The organism is Leptospira kobayashii, assembly GCF_003114835.2.
GTDB lineage: Bacteria > Spirochaetota > Leptospiria > Leptospirales > Leptospiraceae > Leptospira_A > Leptospira_A kobayashii.
This window is the reverse complement of the sequence record NZ_AP025029.1, coordinates 24,597-50,216: the sequence shown is the minus strand read 5'-3', so window position 1 is coordinate 50,216 and position 25,620 is coordinate 24,597. Positions and strand designations below refer to the sequence as shown.

20 protein-coding genes are annotated in these 25,620 nt (G+C 40.2%); 11 read left to right on the top strand and 9 right to left on the bottom strand.

What is annotated here, in order from left to right; translation table 11 throughout:
• Positions 1-153: 153 nt before the first annotated feature.
• The gene (locus DI077_RS18500) at positions 154-861 is read right to left on the bottom strand and encodes a pirin family protein (protein ID WP_109022456.1); all 708 of its coding nucleotides are present in this window, start codon (positions 859-861) and stop codon (positions 154-156) included.
• A 208-nt stretch (positions 862-1,069) separates the two neighbouring features.
• On the opposite strand from DI077_RS18500, the gene DI077_RS18495 reads away from it, so the two are divergent.
• From DI077_RS18495 to DI077_RS18480, 4 genes are all read left to right on the top strand, one after another.
• A complete protein-coding gene (locus DI077_RS18495; RefSeq protein ID WP_109022457.1) occupies positions 1,070-2,638 on the top strand; it encodes a methyl-accepting chemotaxis protein in 1,569 nt (522 codons plus the stop codon).
• A 9-nt stretch (positions 2,639-2,647) separates the two neighbouring features.
• Positions 2,648-3,334, top strand: coding sequence for a hypothetical protein (locus DI077_RS18490; RefSeq protein WP_242935460.1), 687 nt, complete (start codon positions 2,648-2,650; stop codon positions 3,332-3,334).
• Positions 3,335-3,345: 11 nt separating this feature from the next.
• Positions 3,346-6,003 carry a TonB-dependent receptor gene (locus DI077_RS18485; RefSeq protein ID WP_242935459.1) on the top strand — a complete coding sequence of 886 codons (2,658 nt, stop codon included), beginning with the start codon at positions 3,346-3,348 and terminating at the stop codon, positions 6,001-6,003.
• Between the two features lie 191 nt (positions 6,004-6,194).
• Positions 6,195-6,671 (top strand): hypothetical protein, encoded by a 477-nt coding sequence (locus DI077_RS18480; RefSeq protein ID WP_167837226.1) that lies wholly within the window; start codon positions 6,195-6,197, stop codon positions 6,669-6,671.
• Between the two features lie 163 nt (positions 6,672-6,834).
• Here the strand turns inward: DI077_RS18480 and DI077_RS18475 are convergent, their stop codons facing one another.
• From DI077_RS18475 to DI077_RS18445, 7 genes are read right to left on the bottom strand one after another with little or no spacing between them, the layout of a single operon-like run.
• The gene (locus tag DI077_RS18475; protein ID WP_109022226.1) at positions 6,835-7,191 is read right to left on the bottom strand and encodes a nucleotide pyrophosphohydrolase; all 357 of its coding nucleotides are present in this window, start codon (positions 7,189-7,191) and stop codon (positions 6,835-6,837) included.
• Positions 7,178-8,323 carry a hypothetical protein gene (locus DI077_RS18470; protein ID WP_109022227.1) on the bottom strand — a complete coding sequence of 382 codons (1,146 nt, stop codon included), beginning with the start codon at positions 8,321-8,323 and terminating at the stop codon, positions 7,178-7,180. The genes DI077_RS18475 and DI077_RS18470 overlap by 14 nt, the downstream gene beginning before the upstream one ends.
• 5 nt (positions 8,324-8,328) lie before the next feature.
• Positions 8,329-9,825 (bottom strand): MBOAT family O-acyltransferase, encoded by a 1,497-nt coding sequence (locus tag DI077_RS18465; RefSeq protein WP_109022228.1) that lies wholly within the window; start codon positions 9,823-9,825, stop codon positions 8,329-8,331.
• A 6-nt stretch (positions 9,826-9,831) separates the two neighbouring features.
• On the bottom strand, positions 9,832-11,118 hold the full coding sequence (locus tag DI077_RS18460) for a hypothetical protein (protein ID WP_109022229.1): 1,287 nt from the start codon (positions 11,116-11,118) through the stop codon (positions 9,832-9,834).
• A 36-nt stretch (positions 11,119-11,154) separates the two neighbouring features.
• Positions 11,155-11,748: an LIMLP_18675 family protein gene (locus tag DI077_RS18455; RefSeq protein ID WP_109022230.1), complete on the bottom strand. Its 594-nt coding sequence runs from the start codon at positions 11,746-11,748 to the stop codon at positions 11,155-11,157.
• Positions 11,745-12,833: a glycosyltransferase family 4 protein gene (locus tag DI077_RS18450; protein ID WP_109022231.1), complete on the bottom strand. Its 1,089-nt coding sequence runs from the start codon at positions 12,831-12,833 to the stop codon at positions 11,745-11,747. Before DI077_RS18450 ends, DI077_RS18455 begins: the two co-directional genes overlap by 4 nt.
• On the bottom strand, positions 12,817-14,106 hold the full coding sequence (locus DI077_RS18445) for a glycosyltransferase family 87 protein (protein ID WP_109022232.1): 1,290 nt from the start codon (positions 14,104-14,106) through the stop codon (positions 12,817-12,819). The genes DI077_RS18450 and DI077_RS18445 overlap by 17 nt, the downstream gene beginning before the upstream one ends.
• 61 nt (positions 14,107-14,167) lie before the next feature.
• Between DI077_RS18445 and queA the strand changes: the two genes are divergently transcribed.
• The 6 genes from queA (at position 14,168) to DI077_RS18415 (ending at position 22,742) form a co-directional block, all read left to right on the top strand.
• Positions 14,168-15,211, top strand: a complete 1,044-nt coding sequence (gene queA, locus DI077_RS18440; RefSeq protein WP_109022233.1) for a tRNA preQ1(34) S-adenosylmethionine ribosyltransferase-isomerase QueA — start codon at positions 14,168-14,170, stop codon at positions 15,209-15,211.
• A gap of 62 nt (positions 15,212-15,273) precedes the next feature.
• Positions 15,274-16,596 (top strand): hypothetical protein, encoded by a 1,323-nt coding sequence (locus DI077_RS18435; protein ID WP_109022234.1) that lies wholly within the window; start codon positions 15,274-15,276, stop codon positions 16,594-16,596.
• Positions 16,586-17,077: a FlgO family outer membrane protein gene (locus tag DI077_RS18430; protein ID WP_109022235.1), complete on the top strand. Its 492-nt coding sequence runs from the start codon at positions 16,586-16,588 to the stop codon at positions 17,075-17,077. The genes DI077_RS18435 and DI077_RS18430 overlap by 11 nt, the downstream gene beginning before the upstream one ends.
• 100 nt (positions 17,078-17,177) lie before the next feature.
• Positions 17,178-19,433, top strand: coding sequence for an aconitate hydratase (locus DI077_RS18425; RefSeq protein ID WP_109022236.1), 2,256 nt, complete (start codon positions 17,178-17,180; stop codon positions 19,431-19,433).
• Between the two features lie 191 nt (positions 19,434-19,624).
• On the top strand, positions 19,625-21,229 hold the full coding sequence (locus DI077_RS18420; protein WP_109022237.1) for a lactonase family protein: 1,605 nt from the start codon (positions 19,625-19,627) through the stop codon (positions 21,227-21,229).
• 46 nt (positions 21,230-21,275) lie between these two features.
• Positions 21,276-22,742 carry a hypothetical protein gene (locus DI077_RS18415; protein ID WP_135354935.1) on the top strand — a complete coding sequence of 489 codons (1,467 nt, stop codon included), beginning with the start codon at positions 21,276-21,278 and terminating at the stop codon, positions 22,740-22,742.
• On the opposite strand, the gene DI077_RS18410 is transcribed toward DI077_RS18415, so the two are convergent.
• Positions 22,625-24,724, bottom strand: a complete 2,100-nt coding sequence (locus tag DI077_RS18410; RefSeq protein WP_135354936.1) for a hypothetical protein — start codon at positions 24,722-24,724, stop codon at positions 22,625-22,627. The genes DI077_RS18415 and DI077_RS18410 overlap by 118 nt on opposite strands.
• A gap of 147 nt (positions 24,725-24,871) precedes the next feature.
• On the opposite strand from DI077_RS18410, the gene DI077_RS18405 reads away from it, so the two are divergent.
• Positions 24,872-25,549 carry a class I SAM-dependent methyltransferase gene (locus DI077_RS18405; protein ID WP_109022240.1) on the top strand — a complete coding sequence of 226 codons (678 nt, stop codon included), beginning with the start codon at positions 24,872-24,874 and terminating at the stop codon, positions 25,547-25,549.
• The last annotated feature ends 71 nt before the right edge of the window (positions 25,550-25,620 follow it).

The following is a 25,620-nucleotide window of genomic DNA, read 5'->3' as shown; positions in this document are numbered from 1 at the left end:
GAAAATTTTTTTAAGATGCGAATGAAGATGGAGGGAATGAGCGGGATGCGATAGGGGTTGTTTTGCGAGCCCACGAGCCACACCCCCCAACCCGATTCAGGGTGGGGGCTTTAATGATTCCCGCGCGGTTTAATTATGTATCTTGAGAGTTTCTTAGTTCATGGGAACTTCTATCACTAAGAACTCGCTTTCTTTTTCCGCTTTGAAGTGAACTTGCTCTGTCTCCCAGATTCCCACTGCATCCCTTCTTTCCAAAGGTTGGTCTTCTGCATTGAGTTTTCCGTTGATCAGAAAAACATAAAGTCCGTGATTCGGATTTTTCAATTTGTAATCCAACTCTTTGCCTTCTTCCAGAAGCGAGAGTGAGAAATACGCATCTTGGTTGATCCAAACAGCATTAGGCTCATTCGGGGAAACAACCGTTTGAAAGGAGTTTAATTTTCCTTCTTTGGCAAATGCCTTTTGTTCATAACGGGGAGAAATGTTTCTTTCTTTCGGAAGAATCCATATTTGTAAAAAATTTACCTTATCCTTCAGACTATGATTGAACTCTGAATGTCGGATCCCGCTTCCTGCGGACATGATTTGAACTTCACCTGTTTGGATGACTCCGTTTGTCCCCGTACTATCCTTATGGGCCAATTCCCCGGAAAGAGGGATAGAGATAATCTCCATATTGTCATGAGGGTGGGTTCCGAACCCCATGCCGGCCTCTACGGAATCGTCATTTAGGACACGCAAAGCTCCGAATTGGATTTTTTCCGGGTGGAAGTAGTTTCCAAAGCTGAAGGAATGATGGCTGTCCAGCCAGCCAAAGTTAGCATGCCCCCTTTCTTTTCCTAAATGTAATACTTTTTTCATATTTTTTGTCCTCAAATAGTTAGACATTAAATAATTTAATATTTAACTAAATTTTGTCAAGTAATTCATTAAAATTTATTTCGGAAATTCTGCATTTGATTCGAATTAAGGTTAGCGGATGTTAAGTTTTGATTTGAATTTGAACAATTAATAAATTGACTTCTTACTGTGATACGATGGATTACTCTTAGAGACAGCTTTGCCAATAATGAAAGAAAAACAAAAACAGAAGATAAAAGATTGGTCGTTACTCGGCCCGGTTTATGTAAATCGCGTACGGTTTTCACTTGCATCTTTCTATATAATTGCAGTGATCGGATCTTATCAGACGGCTACCGCCTTACAAAATATCAGTTATTCGGTTGGAATTACTGCCATGTTTATTTACGGATCCATTCAGGCTTCCTTGTTCAATAAAGGAAAACTGAATAAAATTTTTCCTCGTATATTTTTGTTTTTAGATATCTCCGTTTTATTTGCGGTGACAGCTTCCGGACTCTACAGTGGGAGAGATAGTGCTGCGGATTTGATCAAGTCTCCTACTTTGTACGCTCTTTATTATTTCTATATAACTTACTCCGCTTTTTTATTCTCCAGAAAAACTCTACTAGCTTGTACATATTATTCCGCGCTTTGCCTGGTTGCTTTACTTTCGATTAGTTTTTCTTTAGGCGTTGAATTTAAGGAAGCGATCGGAGTACAAAGTATGAAGGGAACAGTTGCTATTTCGAACGAAATATTCAAAATTCTATTTCTAATCGCATTTGGTTATTTGGCAGGCACTGTTCTGGATTTATTAAATCGTATGAGGGAAGAAGCTGATGTAAAAACCCATGAATCGAATCGCCAAAGAGTGACGATGGAAAATAAAAATACCATTCTGAAATCCGTCGGCGAGATGCTTGCAGGATCGGTTTCCGTTATCAATAATGTCGTTCAGAATTTTAACACTCAAATTTCAAATCAGGCATTGAGTATCAAGGAAATGTCCGAGCTTATGTTGTCTTTTTCCGATAGCATTCAAACCTCCGTTGGAAATATAAACAACCAAGACGACCAGATTAAAACTGCAAATGCAAATTCGGATTCCTTAAAAGCAAATTTAATCTCTGTTAGTGATTCTTGTTCCACTTTATTTAATAAGATGAGTGATTTCAGAATCTTAGGTGACTCCTTGTCGGAATCCGTAAGGGATTTGGACCAAAGGTTGGTGTCCGTCAGCGAATCTCAAAAGCAAGTCAGTGAAGTGAATCAAATCATGGCTGAAATCGCCGATCGTACGAATTTGCTTGCATTGAACGCTTCCATTGAAGCCGCAAGAGCCGGGGAACATGGTCGCGGGTTTGCGGTTGTTGCACAAGAGGTTGCCAAACTTGCGGACAATTCCAATGAGAACGCCACAAAAATCAAAAACATCATTCAGAAATCCAACAAATTCATCCAAGAAGGCGTTGAACTAGCATTAAAGTCCAGAAATCAATCCAGTGAGCTCCAAAAAGGATACCATGAATTATCATCCGTTCTTTCCAACCTAAAGGATAAGATTGAGATTCAGAAAAATACCAATTTGGAAATGTTAAGTTCTCTCACAAACATCAGTGAACTTTCGAAAAGAATCGCGGAAGAGGCCAAATTGCTTTCCAACGACAAAGATGAAATGTTAGGTGTTGTTGCAAATATGGAAGCGAGTGTCGCTGAAGTTGTTAAAAATGCCGATATCATCCGTGAAAATATTCATAAATTGGAAAAACAGGCAAATAACCTAGCAGAGGATTGAGTTTGCCGAATGCCTGTTCGTGATGGAAAACCTTATGGAAGTTTTCGTAAGATGCTTGTTCCCAGAGAGGACTTGCCGAAGGAAGCTTTCCGTTTAAAAGAGAAATTAGAAAGTCTTCGTGCTGCATTTGAAAATCGTACGTCTCCTCATTCGGAGCTCTTGATACGGTTTGTTCTGATGTACATGGAAGAACGAAAAGGAAGACTTTCTTTTTTAAAAACAGGAAGACCGCTGCCTGATAGATCGGACTTGAATTCTTTTCTTACCGAGGTTCGGTTTTACGGCATGCCGGATACGGTCAGACAAACTTTACTAAATTGGAATCTGGGGAATTGGGACTTACGTTTGATAGATAGACTTCCTTCTTCTTATGAGATGCTGACTTCTCAAGCGGAGGGTTACCGGTTTGTTACTATCGATTGGGATAGAGCCATGCAAGGGGAGATGATAGAAGACGTTCGGGATGCCTGGGAACATGTTTTGCATGATTTAGCTCACGCTTTTATGTTTTTTCGCGAAGAGTATGAACATGAAGGTCAGGTTGTTTTTTTCAAGGAAGTGTTATCCGATTATTCCATTTACGAAGAGAGAACTAAACGAGACGAAGTTTTTCGTTCTAAATTCGAATATTGTATTTCCGATATGAATTCCCATCCGGCACATTTGCGCTTGTATCTGAGAGCTATCTTGCGTTAGTAATATACAGCATGAAAAAGAGCGAACTCATTCTTACTTTGTTGTTTGTCTTTTTCGGCTTTAAAGAAATTCATGCGGAAAAACAGATAGATGTAAAATTTCATCTGGTTCGATCTTCTTCTGGACGTCCGGTTGCAAATGCAACGGTAGTCGCAAAATATGCAAAAGCCAGCGGGATCACGGATGCGGAAGGAACTGCGGTACTTTTATTTCCCGGTCCGGGTTATTATGAAATTAAAATTGTTGCAGGTGATCGGATTGAGACTTCTACAAAGGAAATCAGATATTCGGGCCAGGTTATTCTAGTTTCCATTCGGGATCAGGAATCTGGTGGAATCATTGTTAGTGGGGAAAGGGACAAAACTCCTCTTTCCAGATACGGTTTGCAACAGGACGAGATCAAACGGATTCCGGGAGTTGCAGGAGATTCCCTAAAAGCACTCCAAACTATCCCGGGTGTCGTAATCGGAGTTCCGGTAGGAGTACTTCCTACCGCTTTTACCAATGTGGGTGCGAATGCAGTATCAGGGGTTCCTTATTCGAATAGTGAAAGAGGAGATCTTTCTTTAAGAGGCGGTGGCACAAGACAGAATCAGTATTTTTTCGACGGATTTCCGTTGTCGTATCCTTTTCATTTAGGCAATCAGTCTTCCGTATTGAATAATAATTTAATCCGGTCTTTTGATGTTTATACGGGGGCATTTCCATCTAAATACGGTTTTGCGACTGGCGGTATCATCTCGGTTGAAGGGACCGATCGGGTAGAGCAGAATAAAACGGTTGTTAATATGAATTTTTTTCTTACAGATGCTTATAATCAGACAAAGTTATCTCCCTCTTTATCCATGATTACTTCCGGTAGAAAAAATTATCCGAATTTTGTTTTATTGAGAACTTATCCCGACGCGATCCCTCAAGATGCTAAGTTTGCAGAATATCATGATTTTCAATGGAAAATGATTTGGGATATCAGTAACGAACAAAGATTGTCAATCCAAACCTTCGGAGGACGGGATAGACAGGCATATACAAAACAGCAGGCAAGTTATGAAAGAGATGGCGCCGATCCGAGGCCACCGACGGGACTTGATCGATTGTTTCGAACGGACGGGATTCGCCATATTTGGAAGGGAAAAAGTTTCAGAAATACATTGTCCTATTCGAGAACCGAGTTTCGCGAATTCTTTGAGTTAAGAATAACGAATCCGGCTACAGCGGAAAATATTTTCGGACTCCAAAATAGAACCAGTGATTATCTTACTTTTGCGGAAGAACGTTTGGAATTGGATGTTCTTGAAGATTATGTGAAGTTTGAAGGAGGATTGCAATTTCGCTCCAAAGAAACAAACCTGAAAGGCGAAAATATAACATCGACTAATCGATTGTTCAGTCAAATTTTTGACAATCTAATCAATTCAAGTCCGCAGTTCCGATCCATTATAGACGGAGATAGGATTCGTTACCATGAAGTTGCAGGGTTTGCCGAATTCCAGGGGAAATGGCATGGCTTTCGATTGACACCTGGAGGAAGAGTTGATTCCTATAGTGGCAGCGGAGAGGTAAATCTTTCACCAAGGATTAGCGGTGGTTATGTGTTTGAGTCGACAAAAACTTCGATTTTGGCCGGACATGGTATTCATTATAATTCGCCCGTTTCCGTAGAACAACTTTCCAAACGTGCAGGCAATCCGAATTTATTTATGGAGAGATCAGAGCATAACTCCATAGGGATTACCCAAGAGCTGCCAAAAGGGTGGAGCTTAAAACTAGAAGCATTTCATAATATATTTCAGAATATAATTGTCGCGGATTCTTATGCGACCGATCCTTATTCTCTCAATAATGATCTACGTCTTTTTGTGCGCGACCCTTCGAACGCGATCAATTCTCCTTTAACACCGCGTAATTTAAATTACTCAAATTCGGGTTACGGATTCTCCGAGGGAGTGGAGTTTTTTGTGAAAAAGACAAAAGATCCTAGAGAAGAATCGGGAGCTTTCGGTTGGGTCTCTTATACGAACTCACTTACTAAGCGGAACAATAACCAAGCTCGTTTATCATCCGATGAACAAAGAGATAGGACGCTCGAAAATAGTCAAAGGACGATTCTTGCTCAAACAAAGATCGGAACAAATTATCTTAACTACTATGATAATAATACAACCGAATTTATTTTCAATAACGATAGGATGGAACTCTATGATTTGCATAGATCTCATATTCTGAACATTGTGTTCGGGTATAAGTTCAATCCGGAATGGCAGATTGGAGGAAGGTATCGTTATTTTTCCGGTTCTCCTTTTACTCCTATTACAGGTGCAAATCGATTGAACCAAGCGGCCACTTTCGGGGCGAATTTGTACATTCCGGAATATTCAAAAGCATACAATAGTGACGCGTATGCTCCTTTTCATCAATTTGATTTAAGAATCGATAAATTCGACAATTACAGTTGGGGTTATATCAATGTTTATCTTGAATTTGTGAATTTCTACGGAAGGAGAAATCAATCAGGGCAGAATTTTGATAACCTAAAGGCCTATGAAAGAGGAGTGAATCCTGCGCCTGTTTATGACACGGTAAACTCTCCTTATGTGCAATCGGAAGATCCCAGGGGGCGCATTGTATATCTGCCGATTATAAACCTCGGAATGGAAGTTAGGTTCTAAATCGAATGCCACAAAGTTGCCGTTTTTATTTTTTAATTTTTGTTTTATCCGTTTCTTTATTCCATTGCGGTGAGGAGGGGAAAGCTAAACAAAAAGAGAGAAATCAAAACCAGACTCAATTTCTAATTCTTATATCCGCTTTTCGCTCGGAAGGGAACTGCGTTAAAGTAACTAAACAATCGTCAGTTGATGTGTCTACTTGCAGTAGAAAGCCGAGAGGTATTTGCAATATCAATCAGTCTCTGGTGACTCAATCAGAAGTGACATTCCAATTAAATGAAACGAAAAAAATTTCAGATCGTACTCCCGACTGCCAAGAAAGTATTTTGCAATCGGGTTTGATGTTTTTGAAACCGACTACACAAGCGGAAGAGACTAATATAAAAAATATAACTAATTATCAAACGGTTGATTCTTGTGAAGCATCAGGATTTTCCCTTTCTCAAGCTTCGCAGAGATTGGCCACTTACGATGAGTTGGTTTTTATGGACTCCCCAGGAGGCAAAATCGGTTTTGCGGCAATAAAAATTTCCGCTAGCATATTTTTACCAAAAGTAAACAGAGATTTTGCGACTAGCTGTTTGGAAAAAGAATTCACTGCAACAGAACGCGAGTTACTTGGTCTTGTAAAAAGCGGTACGGTGGTTTTGGAAATGGAAAAAAGATGAAGATGAGAGGCAAAAAGGCGAACTTTTTCTAAGAAATTTTTTTGAGGATGGAAATGAGAGTGGAGGGAATGGACGGATTGTGATAGGGGTTGTTTTGCGAGCCCACGAGCCACACCCCCCAACCCGACTCAGGGCGGGGGCTTTTACCACCCGCGCGACTTAATTATGTCTTATCCTTAGATTGAAGCTTTTCATTTTCTTTATGTCTGTTTGCATCCCGAAGAGTATTTTTCTCCAACGTTTTTTCGATGCAGTCTTGCAAAGAGAGCCCCATCTGGTTGGCAAGACAGGTAAGGACAAATAAAATATCGCCCATTTCGGAAGGGATCTGATCTTTAGATTCTCCTTTTTTAAAAGACTGGTCTCCGTAAGTGCGAGCCATGAGTCTTGAAAACTCTCCGACCTCTTCGACTAATACTGCTAAGTTGGTGAGTTCGGAAAAATAACGAACTCCTATGGATTGAATCCAGACATCAACTGTCTTTTGCATTTCGTTTAATGTTAGTTCATTTTTTTCCAAGACGGCCCGCCAATTTTTTGCTAAGCGCAATAGAAAAACTTTCCATTCCCAAGCGGTTCAAATGAATCAAATCAAAACAATATTTCCCATTATCTCCGGTTCCCAAACTGTCTTGCATATCGATTTGATCCAATTTTTGATAAGGGGAAAGTGCAGAATTAAGTCCATTCTCCCAAACAGTCATCCTTCCTGTTTCATTGAGAGCTCGGATTGCGTTGGAATAGGGAGCAAAGATGTCGATGATATGGATATTTTTTTTGGCGATTAATTCATACATTTTTTGCAATCTTCGAAAGTAACGTTTTGTGCTTTCTGTTTCTTCAGAAGATTTCGGAACTGAATTTGCAACGGTACACGTTTCAAAGATCATTCTTTTGTGATCCGGATTGGATTCTTTGGGAAGAGGAAAAGAGGAATCCGGTTTTGTCTTTGCAAGGCAGTCTTCTATACTGTTGATTTGATAAGGTCCGAGAGATTCGGCGGTTACATTTTCGTAATCCCAAGGATTTAGATTCGGATTTTTATTTCTACGAGAGATGGCTTTGATTCTTTCATTGAAATTAATAAATAGATCTCCCAGATCTTTTCTATAAGCAACAGACTTGAATGCCAAATAAACATAACTGGATCTATCGGGAGTATATTCAAATTCTTTGATCAAAGATATGGCTCGAAAATTTCCGAGCTCGGATAACATCGCGAGAGTCGGATCGATCGTTTCCGTTCTATCCACCCATGCCATACCCGGTTCCAAAATATGAAGCACGTATTTTACGTTTTTAAATTCATCCAGATATTTTTCCAAGATACGGTGTTGGACAACAAGTTCAGAGCCACGGATGGCAATGGATTGAACCTTCCAACCGTTTTCTTTCAGTTGTTCGTTTAAAATTCGTACACTTAAACCTTCGAATGCAACCGATGTGCCTACGATCAGAATATCCGGATCCAAAACTTCTTTATTATTTAATACGTGTTCTGTGACACGATTGATATTTGCGGCGTAGGAGTTTTTTTTCAACAAAGGTTTATAAACACCGATTTGGAACAGAATCTCAATAAATAGGAGGATTCCTAGAGCCAGAAGAAGTCGTTTATCAATGAGAAATGCTTTTAGTTCTTTTAGATTCATAAGTTTTAAAATTGAAAGTACAAGAAATTTTGACTCTCGGTGACTCCGAATAATAAGAGTAGATATATATTAACGACTACGAATGCGGTGAATTTAAACGGATTGCCTTTTAAGATAGATGGAATCTGTCTTTTGGAGAATACGTAACTTGCAATGAAACATATCAAAAGTAAAATACCATAATGGTAATTGTCCCAACGCCATAGCGGTTGTCCTGAGTTTTGAAGGAACACTAAGCTCTTCATCATACTTACTGCTTTTTCCATGGATTCGGCGCGGAACATGATAAATCCGAACGCCAAACAGAACATAGTAAATACTCGTGCGAATATGTCGTAAGTTCTTCCTCCCTTTTCATTTAAGGTAAGAGCAACACCGGTTCCGCTGTAAAACTTATGTCCGAGTAACATTACACCTTGCCAGACTCCCCATGCCACATAGTGATAAGCTGCTCCGTGCCAAAGTCCCGCAAATAACCATGTAATCATAATGTTGCGAATGTAAGTATATACGGAGCCTCTTGATCCTCCCAAAGGTATATAGATATAATCCCGAATCCAAGTGGAAAAGGAGATATGCCATTTCGACCAATGATCCGCAATATTCCTGCAAGACATGGGAAAGTTGAAATTGGGATTGAATTGGAATCCGAATAATCTTGCCACACCGATTGCAATATCCGTGTAACCTGCAAAATCAAAATAGATCTGCCAACCGAAAGCAAGTGCTCCCGTCCAAATTTCGATCGGATTCAAATTCGCGTAGTTACTGAAAGTGGAATCCACCACCTTAGCCAAGTTATCTGCAAATACGATCTTGCGGGTGAGCCCGATCAGAATCAGACAAAATGCTTCTTCGATATTGGCTTTATAAACCGTAAGTCTGTGATCCAAATCCCGGAAAAATGTTTCCGCACGAACGATGGGACCTGCAACCAATTGAGGAAAAAAAGCAACATAAAGTGAAAAATCCAAAAAGGATTTTCTCGCTTCCGTTTTTCCATTGAATACATCTATGGTATAGCTCATGGATTGGAATGTATAAAAGGAAATCCCAACGGGCAGAATGATGTCTTGATTTTCAAATCGAAAATCATTCCAAACATTGATATCATTCAGTAGGCCGAGTAAGAAGTTTGTGTATTTGAAAAAACCCAAAGTTCCCAGGTTTACCAAAAGAGAGATGATCAGATAGATCTTTCTTTTAAAATTTCCGGCTTCTGATCGTTCAATCAATCTCGCGGCAAAGTAATCCACTACGGTCGAAAAAAGCAAAATGGATACATAGGCGTTGATCTTGTAATCGCAGAAAAGGGTATCAACCCAGTATCCAATGCCTGTAGTTTCGCGGGCATCGCATTTGATGGAGCTTGGTTGCCAAGCCATATAGAAATAATAGCTCGCAAGTAGAAAAAACAACCTTTGCCATCGGTTTTTCAACAGATTTCCTATAATGATTGTTATTGGGAAAAAAATTAAAAATTCAAAAGAATTAAATAACATTGATGTTTACCTATTATAGATCTTTTCTTCTGCTAATTTCAAAACGGGTCCCTGGATTCCTTCCACATAGCCGAATTTGGGACCGATGGAACGGGGGAGAGTCGAATAAGTAAAGTTCGTCAAAAAATAGAATCCACCTAATAATGCATAGGTGCAGTGTAGTAAGGAACGGGAAAAATAGGGCAGTCGGGAAAAACTTAAGGATTTCAGAATATAATAATTGAATATCCATAATCCTATGGTAGTGCCTACCCAGAATTCGAAAAAATAACCTTCCCACCAAGTATAAAATCCGATCGAAGGTATTAACCAAAATATCATAATCAAAATTTCAGTTCGAAACTGGCTCCACAAATTACGGAAATTCAAAAATCCAATACCCAAGCTAAAAATCCAGAACAAAAGATGAAAGTTGAAAGCTGCGGATTGTTTGGCCCATAGATTGGAAAAATCCACTCGAAACTTAGGGATTACCGTTTGAAAGACCAAAAACGCATCTCCGATACCTCGATAGAAATAATGGATATAATTTTTTTCACCCACGGATGTTCCCCATCGATCGATCGCCGCATACAAGAACATCCAAAAGGAAAAATGGGATTCGTCGGGATTTCCCAATCCCTTTTTTAGGATGATAAATCCCACAAAGAGATATGAAAGAATCGTCGCAACACCTAACGTAAGTAAGTAGATAAAGATGGTCCGCATTTTTTTACCGAAATACCGGTTTCCCGAGATCAATATCGCCATAGGTACCATTCCGAAATGGATCACGTTGGATTGGTGAAAATAGATGGAGGAAAGTTGTAAAAACCAGAGAAAGAACAAATGCCTGGTTTTCAAACCTTCCCTTATAAAATAAATTGTGAATAAAAACAGAAGAGCCATCAGACAGGAATGGATTAGCGGAGTGTCATTATGAAGACTGTAAAACCAGAAGGCCTGGCTGAACTGGATGACCAAAGCCAAAATAACCGCCAAAATGAAATCATTATATAGTTTGTAAAACAACCAGATAAAAGCACCTAAGAAGAATAAGGCGAAACTTAAAATACGAAGTCTGAGAAAAAACATAATATCCGTCGTAGGATAAATGTATTGAAGCAGTTTCCAATAGAGAAGCCCTGAAGATTCGAAACCCAGATGGTGCGGATTATAAAAGGCCGATTCAAGCCGATTTCGCTGGATATTCAAAGCGTAAACGCAAGAGTCCCAATCAAAAAATTGAGATAAATATCTCAGATGAAAGAGTGCGAGCAGAATCAGGATAAGTATAACGGATATTTTACGCAAAATGTTCTGTTCCGGTTTTAAAATTCAAATTCGGGTCTAGGCTCTTTTCAAAATTTGATCCAGGATTTGTTTGTTTTTCCCGTAAGGAAAGAAATAAGGAGAATATCCTAAAGTCTGTCCGTCTTTTTTCCAAACGATTCGATTGAGCCCTAGAATGTTAAGAAGCCCCGAGTGATTCCATTCCAAGCTCAGATTCTCCGACTTGGTAGTGAATTTGATCAGTTTTTTTCCGAATCCTGAATTTTGAATCATCCATACTTCGTCTTTCACAAGCACCAAACGTACGTTCCAGCGGGAAAGTAGAACACCCAAATCCCAAAGAAGGGAAAGAGAAAGATAGAAAAAAACAAAAACGGATAAGTATTGATAATATTTCACATTATCTAAAAACCCGATCTTCAAAATTTTTGTAATCTCCAGAAGTCCTACGAACCAATACAAAAAATCATTCAGATAGTGTACATTCTTTGCGAAAAAATACAGAAAGATGCCTGCGCAGGCTAAGATCAGAATGTTAGGAGCCGGATTTGAATTTATTTCTTCATATATTGCGGTTCCGAAATAACGATTTTGTTTTCGGATCAAATATTCGCTGATTTTGAATTTCAGTCTTTTCAATTTATATTTCATTTTAATAAAACCTCTTCTAGTAATTTGGCGGTATGATCCCAAGACCATTTTGTTTTGGAAAATTTTGGTGATCTGGTTTTTGTTTTAAGATGGGAAAACAATTGAAATGCATTTGTCCAACCTTCCAAGGAAGAGGACGGCACATATAAGTCGGAGGAGTCGGAAAGAATCTCGCGAAAAACAGGGATATCCGATGCAGCGCAACGTTTGTCTTCAATCATCGCTTCCAAAAGAGGCAGTCCGAAGCCCTCATGGTGGGAAGGGAAAAAGAACGCCTCACATTCGTTTATTGCTTGTCCAAGCACGTCATCATTCGGATTTTCCATAAATTGAATTCTGTATTTTTCCAAAGAGCCGTCGGTGAGTGTTTGAAAGAGTTTGTCTCCTTCCTCTCCCCAACCTTTTCTGCCGAGAACCAATAAAGAATGTCCGTCCTTCGGGTTTGTTTCTTTGAACTTTCGGAAAGCGTCTATCAGTCGTTTTATGTTTTTCCGCGGTTCGAGAGTCCCCACCGTTAGAAAAAAGGATTTCGGGAAAATCCCCTTTGTCTTTTTGAAATTCCGTTTGGAAACTCCGGGATATACCACCAAACACTTGTTAGTAGCCTCTGGCATATAAGCTGAGATTTCGTTTTTCGTATTTTTCGACAAACAAAAGATTTTGTCGGCATTCTTTAAAGTATATTGGGAAAGCAGTTTGTGTTGCCAGAAATTCCACTTTGCCATCGTTTCCGGTGCGGAAATAAAATTCAAATCGTGATAATTTACAAAGCTGGGGATGGGAAGCTTGCGTATAGGCAACATTTGCAATGTTCCCCAAAACCGATTGATATTTTGTTCCGCTATTCGCTTCGGTAATATAAAATTCAGGTAAATCGGCCCTGGATACGACTTGGATTCATAGATGGTTTTTACGTTCGGCAAATCTAAAATATCATTGAAAACAGGATGGATCGGTTTATTGGAAAAAAGATAAAAATGGACTTTGGAATTTCTTTTTATAATGATCCGCAAAACTTCCGCTAAATAGCGGGAGTTGCCGGTGATTCCGTAAGCAAGAGGCCTTGCATCAATTCCTAGATTCATAATTCCTTAATGATACGGATATGATAAAGAGATAAAGGCTTGCGCCTAAGTAGAATAGAATGGAATACATCAGAAATATATTTTCCACGAGTCCTCCCACAAAGGATCTGTGAGTGAGAAGTACAAGCGCAATTGTAATCAAAAACCAATTTTTTTCCGCTCTAGTCCACTTATGATTCTCTTTATGCAAAATCAAAAAATAAATGGGAAAGATACAAATCACGAAACTATGAACCCAACTGATTCCGCTGAACAAACAGGATGCTAAAAACAAAAGCGAAGTTAAGTGCCACTTTAAGTTCGGTTTTTTCAATAAGTACAATATTGGTAATCCGAATAGGACAATGATTCCGTTTTGTATCCATTTGATCGTATTTAAAGATAGATCCACAAAGGGGAGTCTATAGAGAGGTTGGTTGACAAAATCGGCACCGTGATAAAAATATTTTGCCAAAGTGGAAGACAGACTTTGGTTGTTTTTCCAAGATCTTGCCAGAGGATTTGAGAGTGCTTGGCCCAAAACTTGTGTGAACCATTCCTTTGTCATTACGATCGTATAATCGAAACGGTAGAGAAGGGGAATCGCATTCCAGAAAATAAGTCCCGCTAAAAAATACAGAACGGCTTTGAATCTTTTTTCATAGATAAAGATCACTATAAAAACGATGGGAGTTACCTTGATCACTGTTGCAAGTGCAAGTAATACCCCTGACAACAGATCGTTTTTACTTACCAGTGCCGATAAAACCAGGAAAATAAGTAGTAATCCCACCTGGTTGTTTTGAACATGACTCTCCAGATAACGAAAGTTAGCTAAAATTGTCAGAACATATATCCATGGACTGATTTTCGATTGATTTTCAAAAAATCGAATTTTGGAGAGAATGTAAAATATCCCTACGAGACAGAACCAATTCAGAATGGAATGAAGCCCGGAAGCAAACGATGGATCCAATTTTCCGAAAGGGATCAGTAGAAAGGAAAAAAGAGGAGGGTAGATATAAGTCCCCGTTTGGTTTTGCAGCGAATCCAAAAGTGCCGCGTTCTCCGGCAAAAAAATTTCCTGCCAATCTTTTAATTTTTCCGTCAGTTTGGTAATGGTATCGAATTTATATAGGTTTTCGCCAGTTCCCCATCTTTGGCTTGCGTGGTAATAATCCAGAAAATCCGATTTTTGTTTGTTACGGGTAACACCGCTGATTAGGAAAAATAATAGAAAACTTATAAAAACAAATTTCCCAATGGCTTCGGAGTTCCAGACTGTCTTCAACATGGTTTTCCAACCAAGTTTAAGCAAATCTTTATTCTAGCAAGGTTTTCCTTTCCCTATATTTATGGATGAATTTCTCAAAGACTATGACTTCCTTTTGCCTGAATCGCAGATTGCGAAGTACCCCGCAGAGAATAGGGATGAGTCCCGGCTTCTCGTTTTGAACAGGGAAAAGGATACGATTACAGAACATTCCCGATTTAAAGAAATCGCGGATTATTTTATAGAAGGAGATGTTTTGGTTTATAACGAAACCAAAGTTTCCAAAAGAAGAGTTTATCTTTCTGCCCGATCCGGCCGTATACATGAGTCCGTCTTTTTGGAAACCAGAGATCCTGACTCCAAAGAATGGATTTGCATTTTAAAAAATAGAAAGAAATTAAAGTTAGGTGATGCCCTTCACCCCGAAGGTTATGAGGATATCCGATTCCGATACCAGGGCGATTCCGCAGATCTTTCCATTTTAGTTGCGGACAAATCCCTGGATGACTCCGATTTTTCCCAGTGGGGAAATATTCCTATTCCTCCATATTTGAAAAGAAAAGCGGAGAAATCGGATGAGGATCGTTATCAAACCATTTTTGCAACTAATCCCGGTTCAGTTGCGGCACCTACTGCGGGTTTGCATTTCTCGGAAAAACTTCGTCAGATGTTGGAAGTGAAAGGAATTATTTTTGTCCCCATAATTTTACAAATCGGTTACGGAACCTTTCAACCTTTGCAGGAAGAACAATTGCTTAAAAAAAAATTACACACGGAATCGTACGAATTGTCCGAAGCGACAGCAAAAATTTTGAATGAAGCTCGAGCAGAAAAAAGAAGAGTGATCTCTATTGGAACTACCACACTTAGGGTATTGGAATCTGTTTTTGATTTTAAGTCTCAAATATATAAGGCAGGAAAAGGAGAAACTGACATATTTTTGTCACCGGGAGATCAAATCCATTCTTCCCAAGGACTTGTCACAAATTTTCATCTTCCGAAATCCAGCTTGCTCTTACTTGTTAATTGTTTTGGAGGAAACAATTTAGTTATGCGATCTTATCGTTATGCTTTGGAAAGAAATTTCCGATTTTATTCTTATGGAGACGCAATGTTCCTGTTTTGAAAAATGAATTTACAATCGGTACAATTTGTAAAAACTAAGATGGCAATCACAATCATTTGATCATGTTTTCCCCCCAATCTTCAGTAATCGTGTCTCTCCTTTCCGGAGCAGGGCTTGTGGCAATCGTGTCCCTTGCCCCTGTGAGACAATTCGATGGGGTTGATGCGCCTTCTCCCTGGATTCGTTCTAGCCAACCTAAGTCCGATACTCCCTTGTTCCATGATTCTTTGGATTCCGATAATCCCCGCCAATACGGAAATACCGATTCCGTCCATCCGAACCCCAATGAGTTCAGTTTGCGCGCTCCCATCTCCGAAGAATTATTGGATAAAAATAACAAATGGGAAAATTCGGGTCTCGTCGCTGAGTCGGAAAGTCTGTCTTCTTCGATTCGCAATCGTACGGATTGGGACTTGTATTCCAACCGGGTAGGGGAAAGAAAAGTTTTCTTCCAAAAAGACGGACTTGTTATGCGGGGTTTCAGTTCTTCTTCCGCACAAAATTGGACTCCGTTCCGAAGGGATTCTTATTTGGCTGATCGTTACGGATTCAGAAGAAATGATTCGTATGAAATCCAGTATTCAATTACATCTAACATCGGTGCTGTGGTTCAAGGTGGTGCCTATGATCACTTCGATGACAGATCACGTGAGCAGAGAAATGTGGCGATGGCGGGAGTCTCCGTAAAAACCGGTGATTTCTTTAGCGCGCGTATGTTGACAGGCGATTCCAACTATGCAGTCAATACTCCTGTTTCCAGTTTCAATTACAATCCTCTCAGCCCGAATCGTCCGAATGATATTTCCCGCAGAGAAAGAGACGATATCAAACAAGTATACGAATGGCAGGCGAATTTTACTCCTTCCGATTATTTCAAATTGCAGACCTCGGTTTACAACCAAAGGGCGGAAAATTCAGTCAACCTATCTTCACCTGACGGAGGTAAGGTTTCTCTTTTCGCGGGTAACCAGAGAATTCAGATGAATGTGCGTTACAATTATCTGAATAGCCGAAATAATTCCAACGGGATACTTACCGGTCAGTCTTTCAGTCCTTCCCAGGATCTTGCTTCCTTGGGAGTGATTTTATTTCTTGATCCGTCTCAAAGATATTCTATCTATTTGGGTAATAATTTTTACAATGTCTTAAACGATCCTTTGAATCAAGTGAAAGACGCTAGCGGAAAATCGCCGACTACGTTTACCGCTTCTTTCCGCGGGAAGAATCCGAATGCAAGCAGATCCAGTTTCTTTTTTAATGTTCAAAACCAATTTTACAAAGACGGAACGATGCTCGGAGCTCCCGGTATGATGCAACTCGGCGGCTTACAAGGGAAATCGTTCTACGAATATGCCACCTCATTGGGGTTAGAAGTTGCCTTTTAAATTTTTTATTTTTTGCCTACTCGCTTTTGTTCTTTCCTGTAGTTTTGATGACCGAGAGTCCCGTCCTCAGAAACTCACACCCCCCTTGGAACAACTTGCCAATTCCCTTTCCGAAAAAGGGCTGACGTTTAACAAACAAAGACTGATCGTTCTTACCTTTACCGGGACGGACGGCGGAAAAAACCAATACGGTCCTCTTCTTTCGGAAAAACTGACCACCGAACTGGTAAAAAAGGATAGATTCCATATCTTGGACAGGATGGTTCACGAAAGGGCTCTCAAGGAAAAGGGTCTTAGTCTGGAAACCAACGGAGATATGGCCACCTTGCGGAAGATAGGTGAAGAATTGAAGGTGGATATTCTGGTAACCGGGATTGTCAGTGCTTACCAAGACGGGCTTTTTGTGAATACCCGGTTGATTGAGATCAAATCCGGACTGATCCTGAAAGCAGAGGAAGTTTTTGTTCCGATAGACCTCTGATCCTTTTCTTTCAGATTACTAAATTCCATTTACCATTCGAATTTCAATTTTTCGATTGATTCCATCATTTCCCAAGTCATAAAGGTAACAAGAGGACAAGATGGCATTCGATATAGAAATGATCCAGGCTCGCTACTCCAAAATGGACGCGGCAATTTCCGCGGCTAGAAAGATAGTAGGCCGACCACTTACACTGACTGAGAAAATTCTTTATTCCCACCTTTGGGATGGTAATCCAAAACAAGCATTCGAACGAGGCAAAGATTATGTCGACTTCGCACCAGATCGTGTTGCAATGCAAGATGCTACGGCACAGATGGCTTTATTGCAATTTATGCAAGCCGGTCGTAAAAAAGTAGCCGTTCCTTCGACGGTTCACTGTGACCATTTAATCACTGCTAAAGAAGAGTCCGGAGTGGACTTGAAATTTGCTGTGAATGAAAACAAAGAAGTTTATGATTTTTTATCTTCCGTAACGAATAAATACGGCATCGGTTTCTGGAAACCGGGCGCAGGTATCATCCACCAAGTAGTATTGGAAAATTACGCATTCCCGGGCGGAATGATGATCGGAACCGACTCGCACACAGTGAACGCAGGTGGACTCGGGATGGTTGCCATCGGAGTCGGAGGAGCTGACGCTTGTGATGTGATGGCCGGACTTGCTTGGGAATTGAAATGGCCTAAAGCGATCGGTATCAAACTTACGGGCAAATTGAACGGTTGGACTTCCGCTAAAGACGTAATTTTAAAAGTGGCCGGTATCTTGACCGTAAAAGGCGGAACAGGTGCCATCGTCGAATATTTCGGTCCTGGTGCCGAGTCCCTTTCTTGTACCGGAAAAGGTACGATTTGTAACATGGGTGCGGAGATCGGAGCAACTACTTCCACTTTTGCTTATGACGCTTCCATGGAACGTTATCTTCGTTCAACTAACAGAGCGGATGTTGCCGACCTCGCCAACAAATACAAAGAACATCTGACTGCCGACAAGGAAGTGTATGCTGATCCGAGCAAGTATTTCGACCAAGTGATCGAAATCGATCTGAACACTCTAGAGCCTTATGTGAATGGTCCGTTCACTCCGGATCTTGCGACTCCTATTTCCAAATTGAAAGAAGAAGCGGAAAAGAACGGCTGGCCTCTGAAAGTGGAAGTAGGTCTCATCGGTTCTTGTACAAATTCATCTTACGAAGACATTTCCCGTGCTGCATCCCTTGCGAAACAAGTAGCGGCAAAAGGTTTGAAAACAAAGGCTGAATTTACTATCACTCCGGGATCGGAACTTGTAAGGTTTACGATTGAAAGGGACGGTTTTATCGATACCTTCCATAAAATCGGAGCGAAGGTTTTCTCCAATGCATGCGGGCCTTGTATCGGTATGTGGTCTCGTGTAGGTGCGGAAAAAAAAGAAAAGAACACTATTGTTCACTCTTTCAACCGTAACTTTCAATCCCGACAGGACGGAAACCCGAATACATACGCATTTGTAGCTTCTCCGGAACTTACGACGGCACTTGCCATTGCGGGGACCTTGGCATTCAATCCTTTGACTGATACCCTTGTGAATGAAAAAGGGGAAACTGTAAAACTGGATGCTCCTACCGGCGAAGAACTACCTAGCAAAGGTTTTGCGGTAGAGGACGCGGGATTTGTCGCTCCTGCTGCAGACGGATCTGGAGTACAAGTGATCGTTGATCCGGCTTCCACCAGATTGCAATTGCTCGCACCTTTTCTTGCTTGGGATGGAAAAGATCTCAAAGGTCTGAAATTACTCATCAAAGCCAAAGGAAAATGTACAACGGATCATATCTCAATGGCGGGTCCTTGGCTTAAGTTCAGAGGGCATTTGGATAATATCTCCAACAACCTGCTTATCGGAGCGACCAACTTCTTCAACGGTAAAATCAACGAAGTCAAAAACCAACTAACAGGAAATTTCGAACCGGTGCCTCAAACTCAAAGAGCTTATAAGGCGGCTGGAGTAGGTTCCATTGTTGTAGGGGATGAAAATTACGGAGAAGGTTCTTCGAGAGAACATGCCGCAATGGAGCCCAGACATCTTGGTGTAAGAGCGGTTCTTGTAAAATCGTTTGCCCGGATTCACGAGACAAACCTGAAAAAACAAGGGATGCTTGCGCTTACTTTTGCAAATAAAGAGGACTACGATAAGATCCAGGAAGATGATTCGATTGACATCAACGGACTTACTTCGTTCGCAGAAGGCAAACCGCTCACACTTTCCTTGAACCACAAAGACGGTTCCAAGGAAGAGATCACAGTGAACCATACTTACAATTCGCAACAGATTGATTGGTTCAAAGCCGGAGCTGCCCTCAATTTGATGAAAGCTTAAGACATAATCGGAAAGAAGTCCGCCTTGTAGCGGATTCTCTCTCTGAACTTGGTTCATTGACCCCTTTGGTACAGTTGTGCGAAAGGGGTTTTTATTTCCCCTTTTCCTTTTCATGGTAAAAAAATTGCAAATTATCTCGTATTTTGCTACGATAGGAGTTCCTAGATGTTATTCCAAAAGGAGGGGAACGAATGAAATCAAAAGTAATTTATCTTCTACTCGTCATTTTCTCTTCTTGTAAGTTTCCTCAATTAGCCTCCCCGGAAACAATGGATTTGTTATTCTTATTACGTCTTCGGGACCAAACACCTGATACACGACTTACGATTATTTACAACGGCAAAAGTTACGAATCGGGAACAGTAATCGATTTTGGAATTAAAAACGCATTCTCATTGAATTCTTTTCCTGTTATTTTGAAGAACACAGGAAAATTACCATTCACTCTCTATCAAACGGACGGTCCTCCCTATACTTTGGAAACTACTTCGATGGGTACTTTTACCATTAAAGCGGATGAAACAGTGCCGGCTACATGGCCTGCGGGTTATGAGCAAAAAGTGACTCTTACCATCATTCCGGATGCGGAGCCGAAAAATCTATGGAATCTAAATTTGAAGATCTCATCTCCAACAGCGGTGACATTTCCATTTGGGTTTTCCTTATTCTCAAAAGGTGGCACTACTGGTAAGATTATGTTTGTAAGCGGAGCAAGTTCGATTGCCGCAGATGACGGAGTTTTAAGTTATATTGTAAATACGACGAGCGGAACATTGTCCGGGAAACAGCAGATTCAAGTCGGTAACGGATGTACGCCGGCAAGGCTTGCTGCTTCGTATGGAAATAAATTTATATACTTCACTAGAAGTGATGCCGCTCCCGCATATCTAAAAGGAGTCAGTGTCAATAGCGATGGAGCTTCGTTTACTACTTTGACCAATTCTCCATTTACTTCTTTGGTCAATATTTCTTTCTTAAAAGGAATACCCAATACGGAACGACTTTTTTATCGAATTGGGGATTTATATACAACTCAGACAAATTCAACCACAGGGGATCTGTCCAGTTTCGCGGGACCTTTTGGTTTCAGCTGCGGTGGAAGTATTCGTTTTGCTTTAAGTCCCAAGGGAGATTATGTTTTTTCACTCCCTGCGGTCCCCACCACCAATGATACACAAGTTTTTCGAATCGGTACGGACGGTAGTCTTACCAGCACCTATCTGGGAGGCGATTCGAATCCTTCCAACCGTTTGACGTTGCATGCAAAATCATTGACCAATGACTATTTGTTTTCGGCACCTCATACTTCACTTCCGGGAGTGAATAATTTAAAGGTGACCAGCTTACTCCGAAGAAAAGTGAAATCCGACGGGACTTTGGATTCGGTGGACAAAGATTTCCCCCTCACTACGGAAGGTGCCCAGTATTTCCATTTTGAAGGCCATCCCAATGATAAGTTCTTTTATTTAGGCGGGGTGATATCGGGGACACCGGATCAGGGCGTGATCCAAATCGTAAAACATGATTTGGAGAGTGGGGAACTAACACCTGTTTATCCTAGTATCAAACCTACGGGTGCATTGGCTGTAGATAGTATCAGAATATCACCGGATGGAAAAATACTAGCGGCTGCAACCACGGTGAGTATAGGTCTTTGTTCCTCCTCATTATGCATTAAGAACATACATATGTATAAGATAGGAGCTGACGGAGGTTTGACTGAACTTGGAGTTACATCCATTCCTTCCTCGGGAGGCAGTAATTTCGGAATAGAGTGGGGAGCCGCTTCCAATTAATCATTTCAAAAGATTTCCTTGGGTATTTCTTTCTTCGTTTCTATCTTTGATTTATATATACTATCTGCTTCATATCGATACCGGTCTTTTGGATTCGGATATCCTATTTCATCTCGGAGTAGCTGGAGATTATCATCGTAAAGGAATGGTTCTCACAATTCCTTCGGCTGTAGAATCGATTTGGTCGGAAGGATACGGAGACACCCATTTTCTATACCATCAAGTATTAAGATTTGTCCCTGTTATCAGAATCAAACTTTGGATTGCTCTCCTTACATCCGTTTGTTTATTTAGCTATCTGGTTTACGTAGAAGTAAAAAACAAGCGGGAAATTTTATTTTATTCCGGGCTCTTTCTTTTCGGGTCTTATGTATTTACCGGTAGGTTGTTGTTCGGTAAGGGTTTACTCGTTTTTCTTCCTTTATTTATCATATATCTGATTGTTTGGAATCGAAAGAACAAATGGGCGGTTTTTTCTTTGGCTTGGGTTCTAGTTTGGACATATCCTCTTTCTCCTTTGATTCTTTTGTATTCATTTGTTTCGAACAGTCTGTCTTTTATGGAAAGTTATCGGATTCGCAAAAAAACAAACGATTCGTTCTTTTCCTTACTTTGGTTTTTTAAAGAATATTCTTTGTTCTATTATGCGTTTATCGGATTTTGTTTAGGGCTTATCATTCATCCTTCTTTTCCCAATCAGTTCCATGCATTTTATTTGGAATGGTGGGGACAGATTTTCCAGCCGAACGATGTTGAAAAAATCGCAGAATGGTTAGCTCCCGGCAATCTATTGTTTTTTCAGACCTACTTCGTACTGATTTTGATTTCCTTTTTCGCAAGAAAAGACGGAGATAGGGCACTTTTTACTCTTTTTGCGATCGGTCTCGTCTCTTCCTATTTTACGACGAAAAGTATAGAGTGGACGGTTCCGATCGGCTTTCTTTGGTTAGGTTCTTCATCGCATCTTAGGGCAAAAGTGCAAGGTGATCTATTTTCAGTAGTATTCGGATCCTTGTTTTTTTTGTATGCAGGACAATTGGCGCAAGGAGTGGATTATCAAATCAAAAAAAATAGAGAAAGTGGCAGTCTCACATCTGTTTTCCTGGCTTGCGAAAAATTGGAAACCGGAACCAAACTTTGGATTCGATGGGATGATTTTCCTTCGTTTTATTTCAAATGTCCCAAACTCATTTATCCCTTCGGTTTGAATCCTTTGTATTCCTTTGCAAAGGATCCTACTCGGTACCAAATGATTTTCTCTTTTTGGAAGAACGAAGAGGCGGATTTATCCGAACTTCCTTATTACTTGGGTTACGAATATGTAATGATTGATTCCCAAAAGCACGGTAATTTTCTTCTATCGATGATGCAGAACCAACCGAATTGGAAGGTGATTTATTCCTTAAATACATCCTTTCTGTTTAAGAGAGAGAAGATAAATGCAAGCGCCCATCCTGAAAAAATCAAGACGAGGCCGATAAACTTAGAGATCCCCAAAGCTTGGGGAAGATAAACTGTTTGTGATTTTTCATTCTGCAGGCAAACAAAGATTTGGTTAAACTGTGTCCTGTACAATATTCGATCCGATTCCGATTTTAATGAATCGAAGTATGATTTGGGAATGATTTTAGGATTGCACGTATCCGTTTCTTTCTGTTTTTCCAAGGTTTCCACGACTGTATGTTTTTTCGGATCGTAAATTTGAATGATCGAAATCTCTTTCTGCATTTCAGAAACGGGAATTTGGTTCCAAAGAGGGTTTATATCCAAATAAAGGATCGATTTGTTTGCAGGGTTTTGCGCGAGTAAAAACGATTCTATAAAAAACTCTTTGGGTGAATTGACTTTCCCTTCTCCCAAGGTAGTCGCTAACGAAACCAAACCTATCGTCTTTTTTTCTCTTTCGTCATTTTGAGCTTTAGGAACTTTTAATATGTTTAAGTGGCTGGAGAACGAGATCTCTTCTTTTAAAAAAGAAAAATTGTTTTTGAAGCTACCGGTTTTTGTAATCAAAAAATCGATATTTCTCGCTTGTAAAAACCGCATGGACAATTCAGGGCTTGGATAGTTCAAAGAGTAGTCCGCCCTAGGATCGGAGAACCCCCAGTTAAAATCGTTTTCATTTTGAACCGGAAGATACAGTCTTTGCACGAAAGGAGCCCAACTTGATTCCACCATAAGTCCGTTATCCGATCTGAAATCAGACTCATAAATCCATGAAAGCGAAAGATGGGGAGAGCGATTCCAGGGGAAGGAAACTGTAGTTTCCACATATACATTCGACCGGGCAGGTATGTTTTTTCGTAAGAAAGAAACGGAATCGTCTATTGCCAGGGAAGATAAAGGAGAACCAAAGGATCTTGGTCCAAGCAAAACCAAGGCAATGATTCCTATGCCGTATAATATGTATTTGGTCGATGTCGTCGATCTGTAATCCCAAAGCCCTTTGATTGCCAATAGATAAAAAATACCCAGAAAAAGATCCCAGGAACGGTAAAAATGGATTTTGGTAAAAGAGAAAAATTTAACAAAAGATACGTCTTGAGTCATTAAAAGAAAAACAAATAGAACAATGATATACGGGCCGTTTTCCTTTAAGTTTCGAAGGGATAAAAATATTCCTATTAAAGATAGAAACGGAATGACCCTGGCCGGAGTCAGTAGAAATTGTTTTAGAACCGAATCTCCTTCCGTCTCACCAAACATCGTTTGTAGGAAAGGGTAGTAGGCGAACAAAGTTTCCCCCAGATTTTCACTCCCTTGAAACATAGGCCCGTACAGAGAGGGCAGAGCGAACACAATCGGTAAAAAAACAAAGATCCAACTTTCCTTTTTCTTTAAAGAATCAGTTTGCATCAAAAACAAGACTGCAAGTATGAAATAACAAAACAAAAAACTAAGATAATGGGTGTAACCCAGAAGACTTAGGCTCAATAGGGCAAAAATAAGATGTTTCCAATCGCGTCCTTTTGAATAACGAATCCAACTTCCTAAAACAAAGTAGGTAAGTCCTGAACCGAGTAAGGAAGGAAAATTTCCTCCCCAAATGCCAGCGAAGGAGGCTCCCAGCACAGGTGATCCTGAAAAACTTGCATATAAAAATAGGGAAATAAAAGAGAGATCCGTCGGAAGAAAAGCAGATACGAAATAAATGTAACCTAACGAAAGTATAACGACAGTCGAGATAACGGCAAACCGCAAAGAAAGATCCAAATCCCATCCTATCCAATGAGGGATAGAACCGATAAAGGAAAAAGCCGGGGGATAAAACCGAAAAGCGGGAAATCCGCCAAACCAATCTTCAACGTATCCTTCGGCTAAGAACTCTCTTCCCAGTTTTGAAAAAATACCTATGAGAACTTTGTGCCCAGGTCCATCCCAACTGACCGAGTCATCCAGATAAAAGAGGGAACGGAATCTGTAGACAATCAGTAGGATAAAGAAGAAGTAGATTGTGATTCTTTTTGTTTTCTCCCTGTCGAAGAGTATTCCCATGGCAAAAGTCTCCGAGGAGGTCGTAATCTTAACAAGTGAAAAACGAATCCTTCCCGTCTTATTTCCCGGAATGACCCGTATAAATTTGCGATTTTCAAAAACAATAACCCGAAAACACATATACAATTAGCAAATAAAATTCCAGATATGAAATCCTTTTTAAAAAAAACAAAATCGGGCCTTGGAAAGAACGGAAAAGAATTCGATGAAACCTATTGGTCCGAGATATACGGGAACGGACTGGATGTAGACGGATCGTATAACGCCAAACAACATGCTCAGTATTTACATACTTTATTTCAATTGATGGAAATACCCGTTTATAAAATCGCAGACTTCGGGTTTGGTAAGGCGATTTTGTTGCGGGAATTCGTTCGTAGTTTTGCGCCTGTTAAAGTATTTGCGGTGGATGCATCAAAGGATGCTTATGAGGATCTTTTGAAAAAAGACTGGGTGAAAAAATCGGACAAATTTCATATATATCATTCTCCTTTGGAATCTTTCCATTTGGCAAAATTGGAAAGAGAACCCGTAGAGCTTGGGATTTGCAATTCGGTGATTCAGTATCTTCCCGATTCCGTATTGGATCAGTTGTTGGAAAAGCTGGCTAAGTATTGCAATTATCTTTATTTTACGGTTCCTACAAAAGAAGATTATGCTGTGATGAAAAAAGAAATGAACTTTGTTGATCCTTACGCTTATCAGAGATCCGCAAAACAATATCGCAAACTATTATCCCGTGATTTCGAAATCGTTAGCTATAATCTTTTACAAAGCAAATGGTTGGGTGAAAAAGGTTTCAAAGAAGAAGTATTTCGGATTTGAATTTTCCACGTATCCTAGTTGATTCGAAAAGGTTGTTCTCGGTCGGACTAAAATATTGGAATTGATTCAAA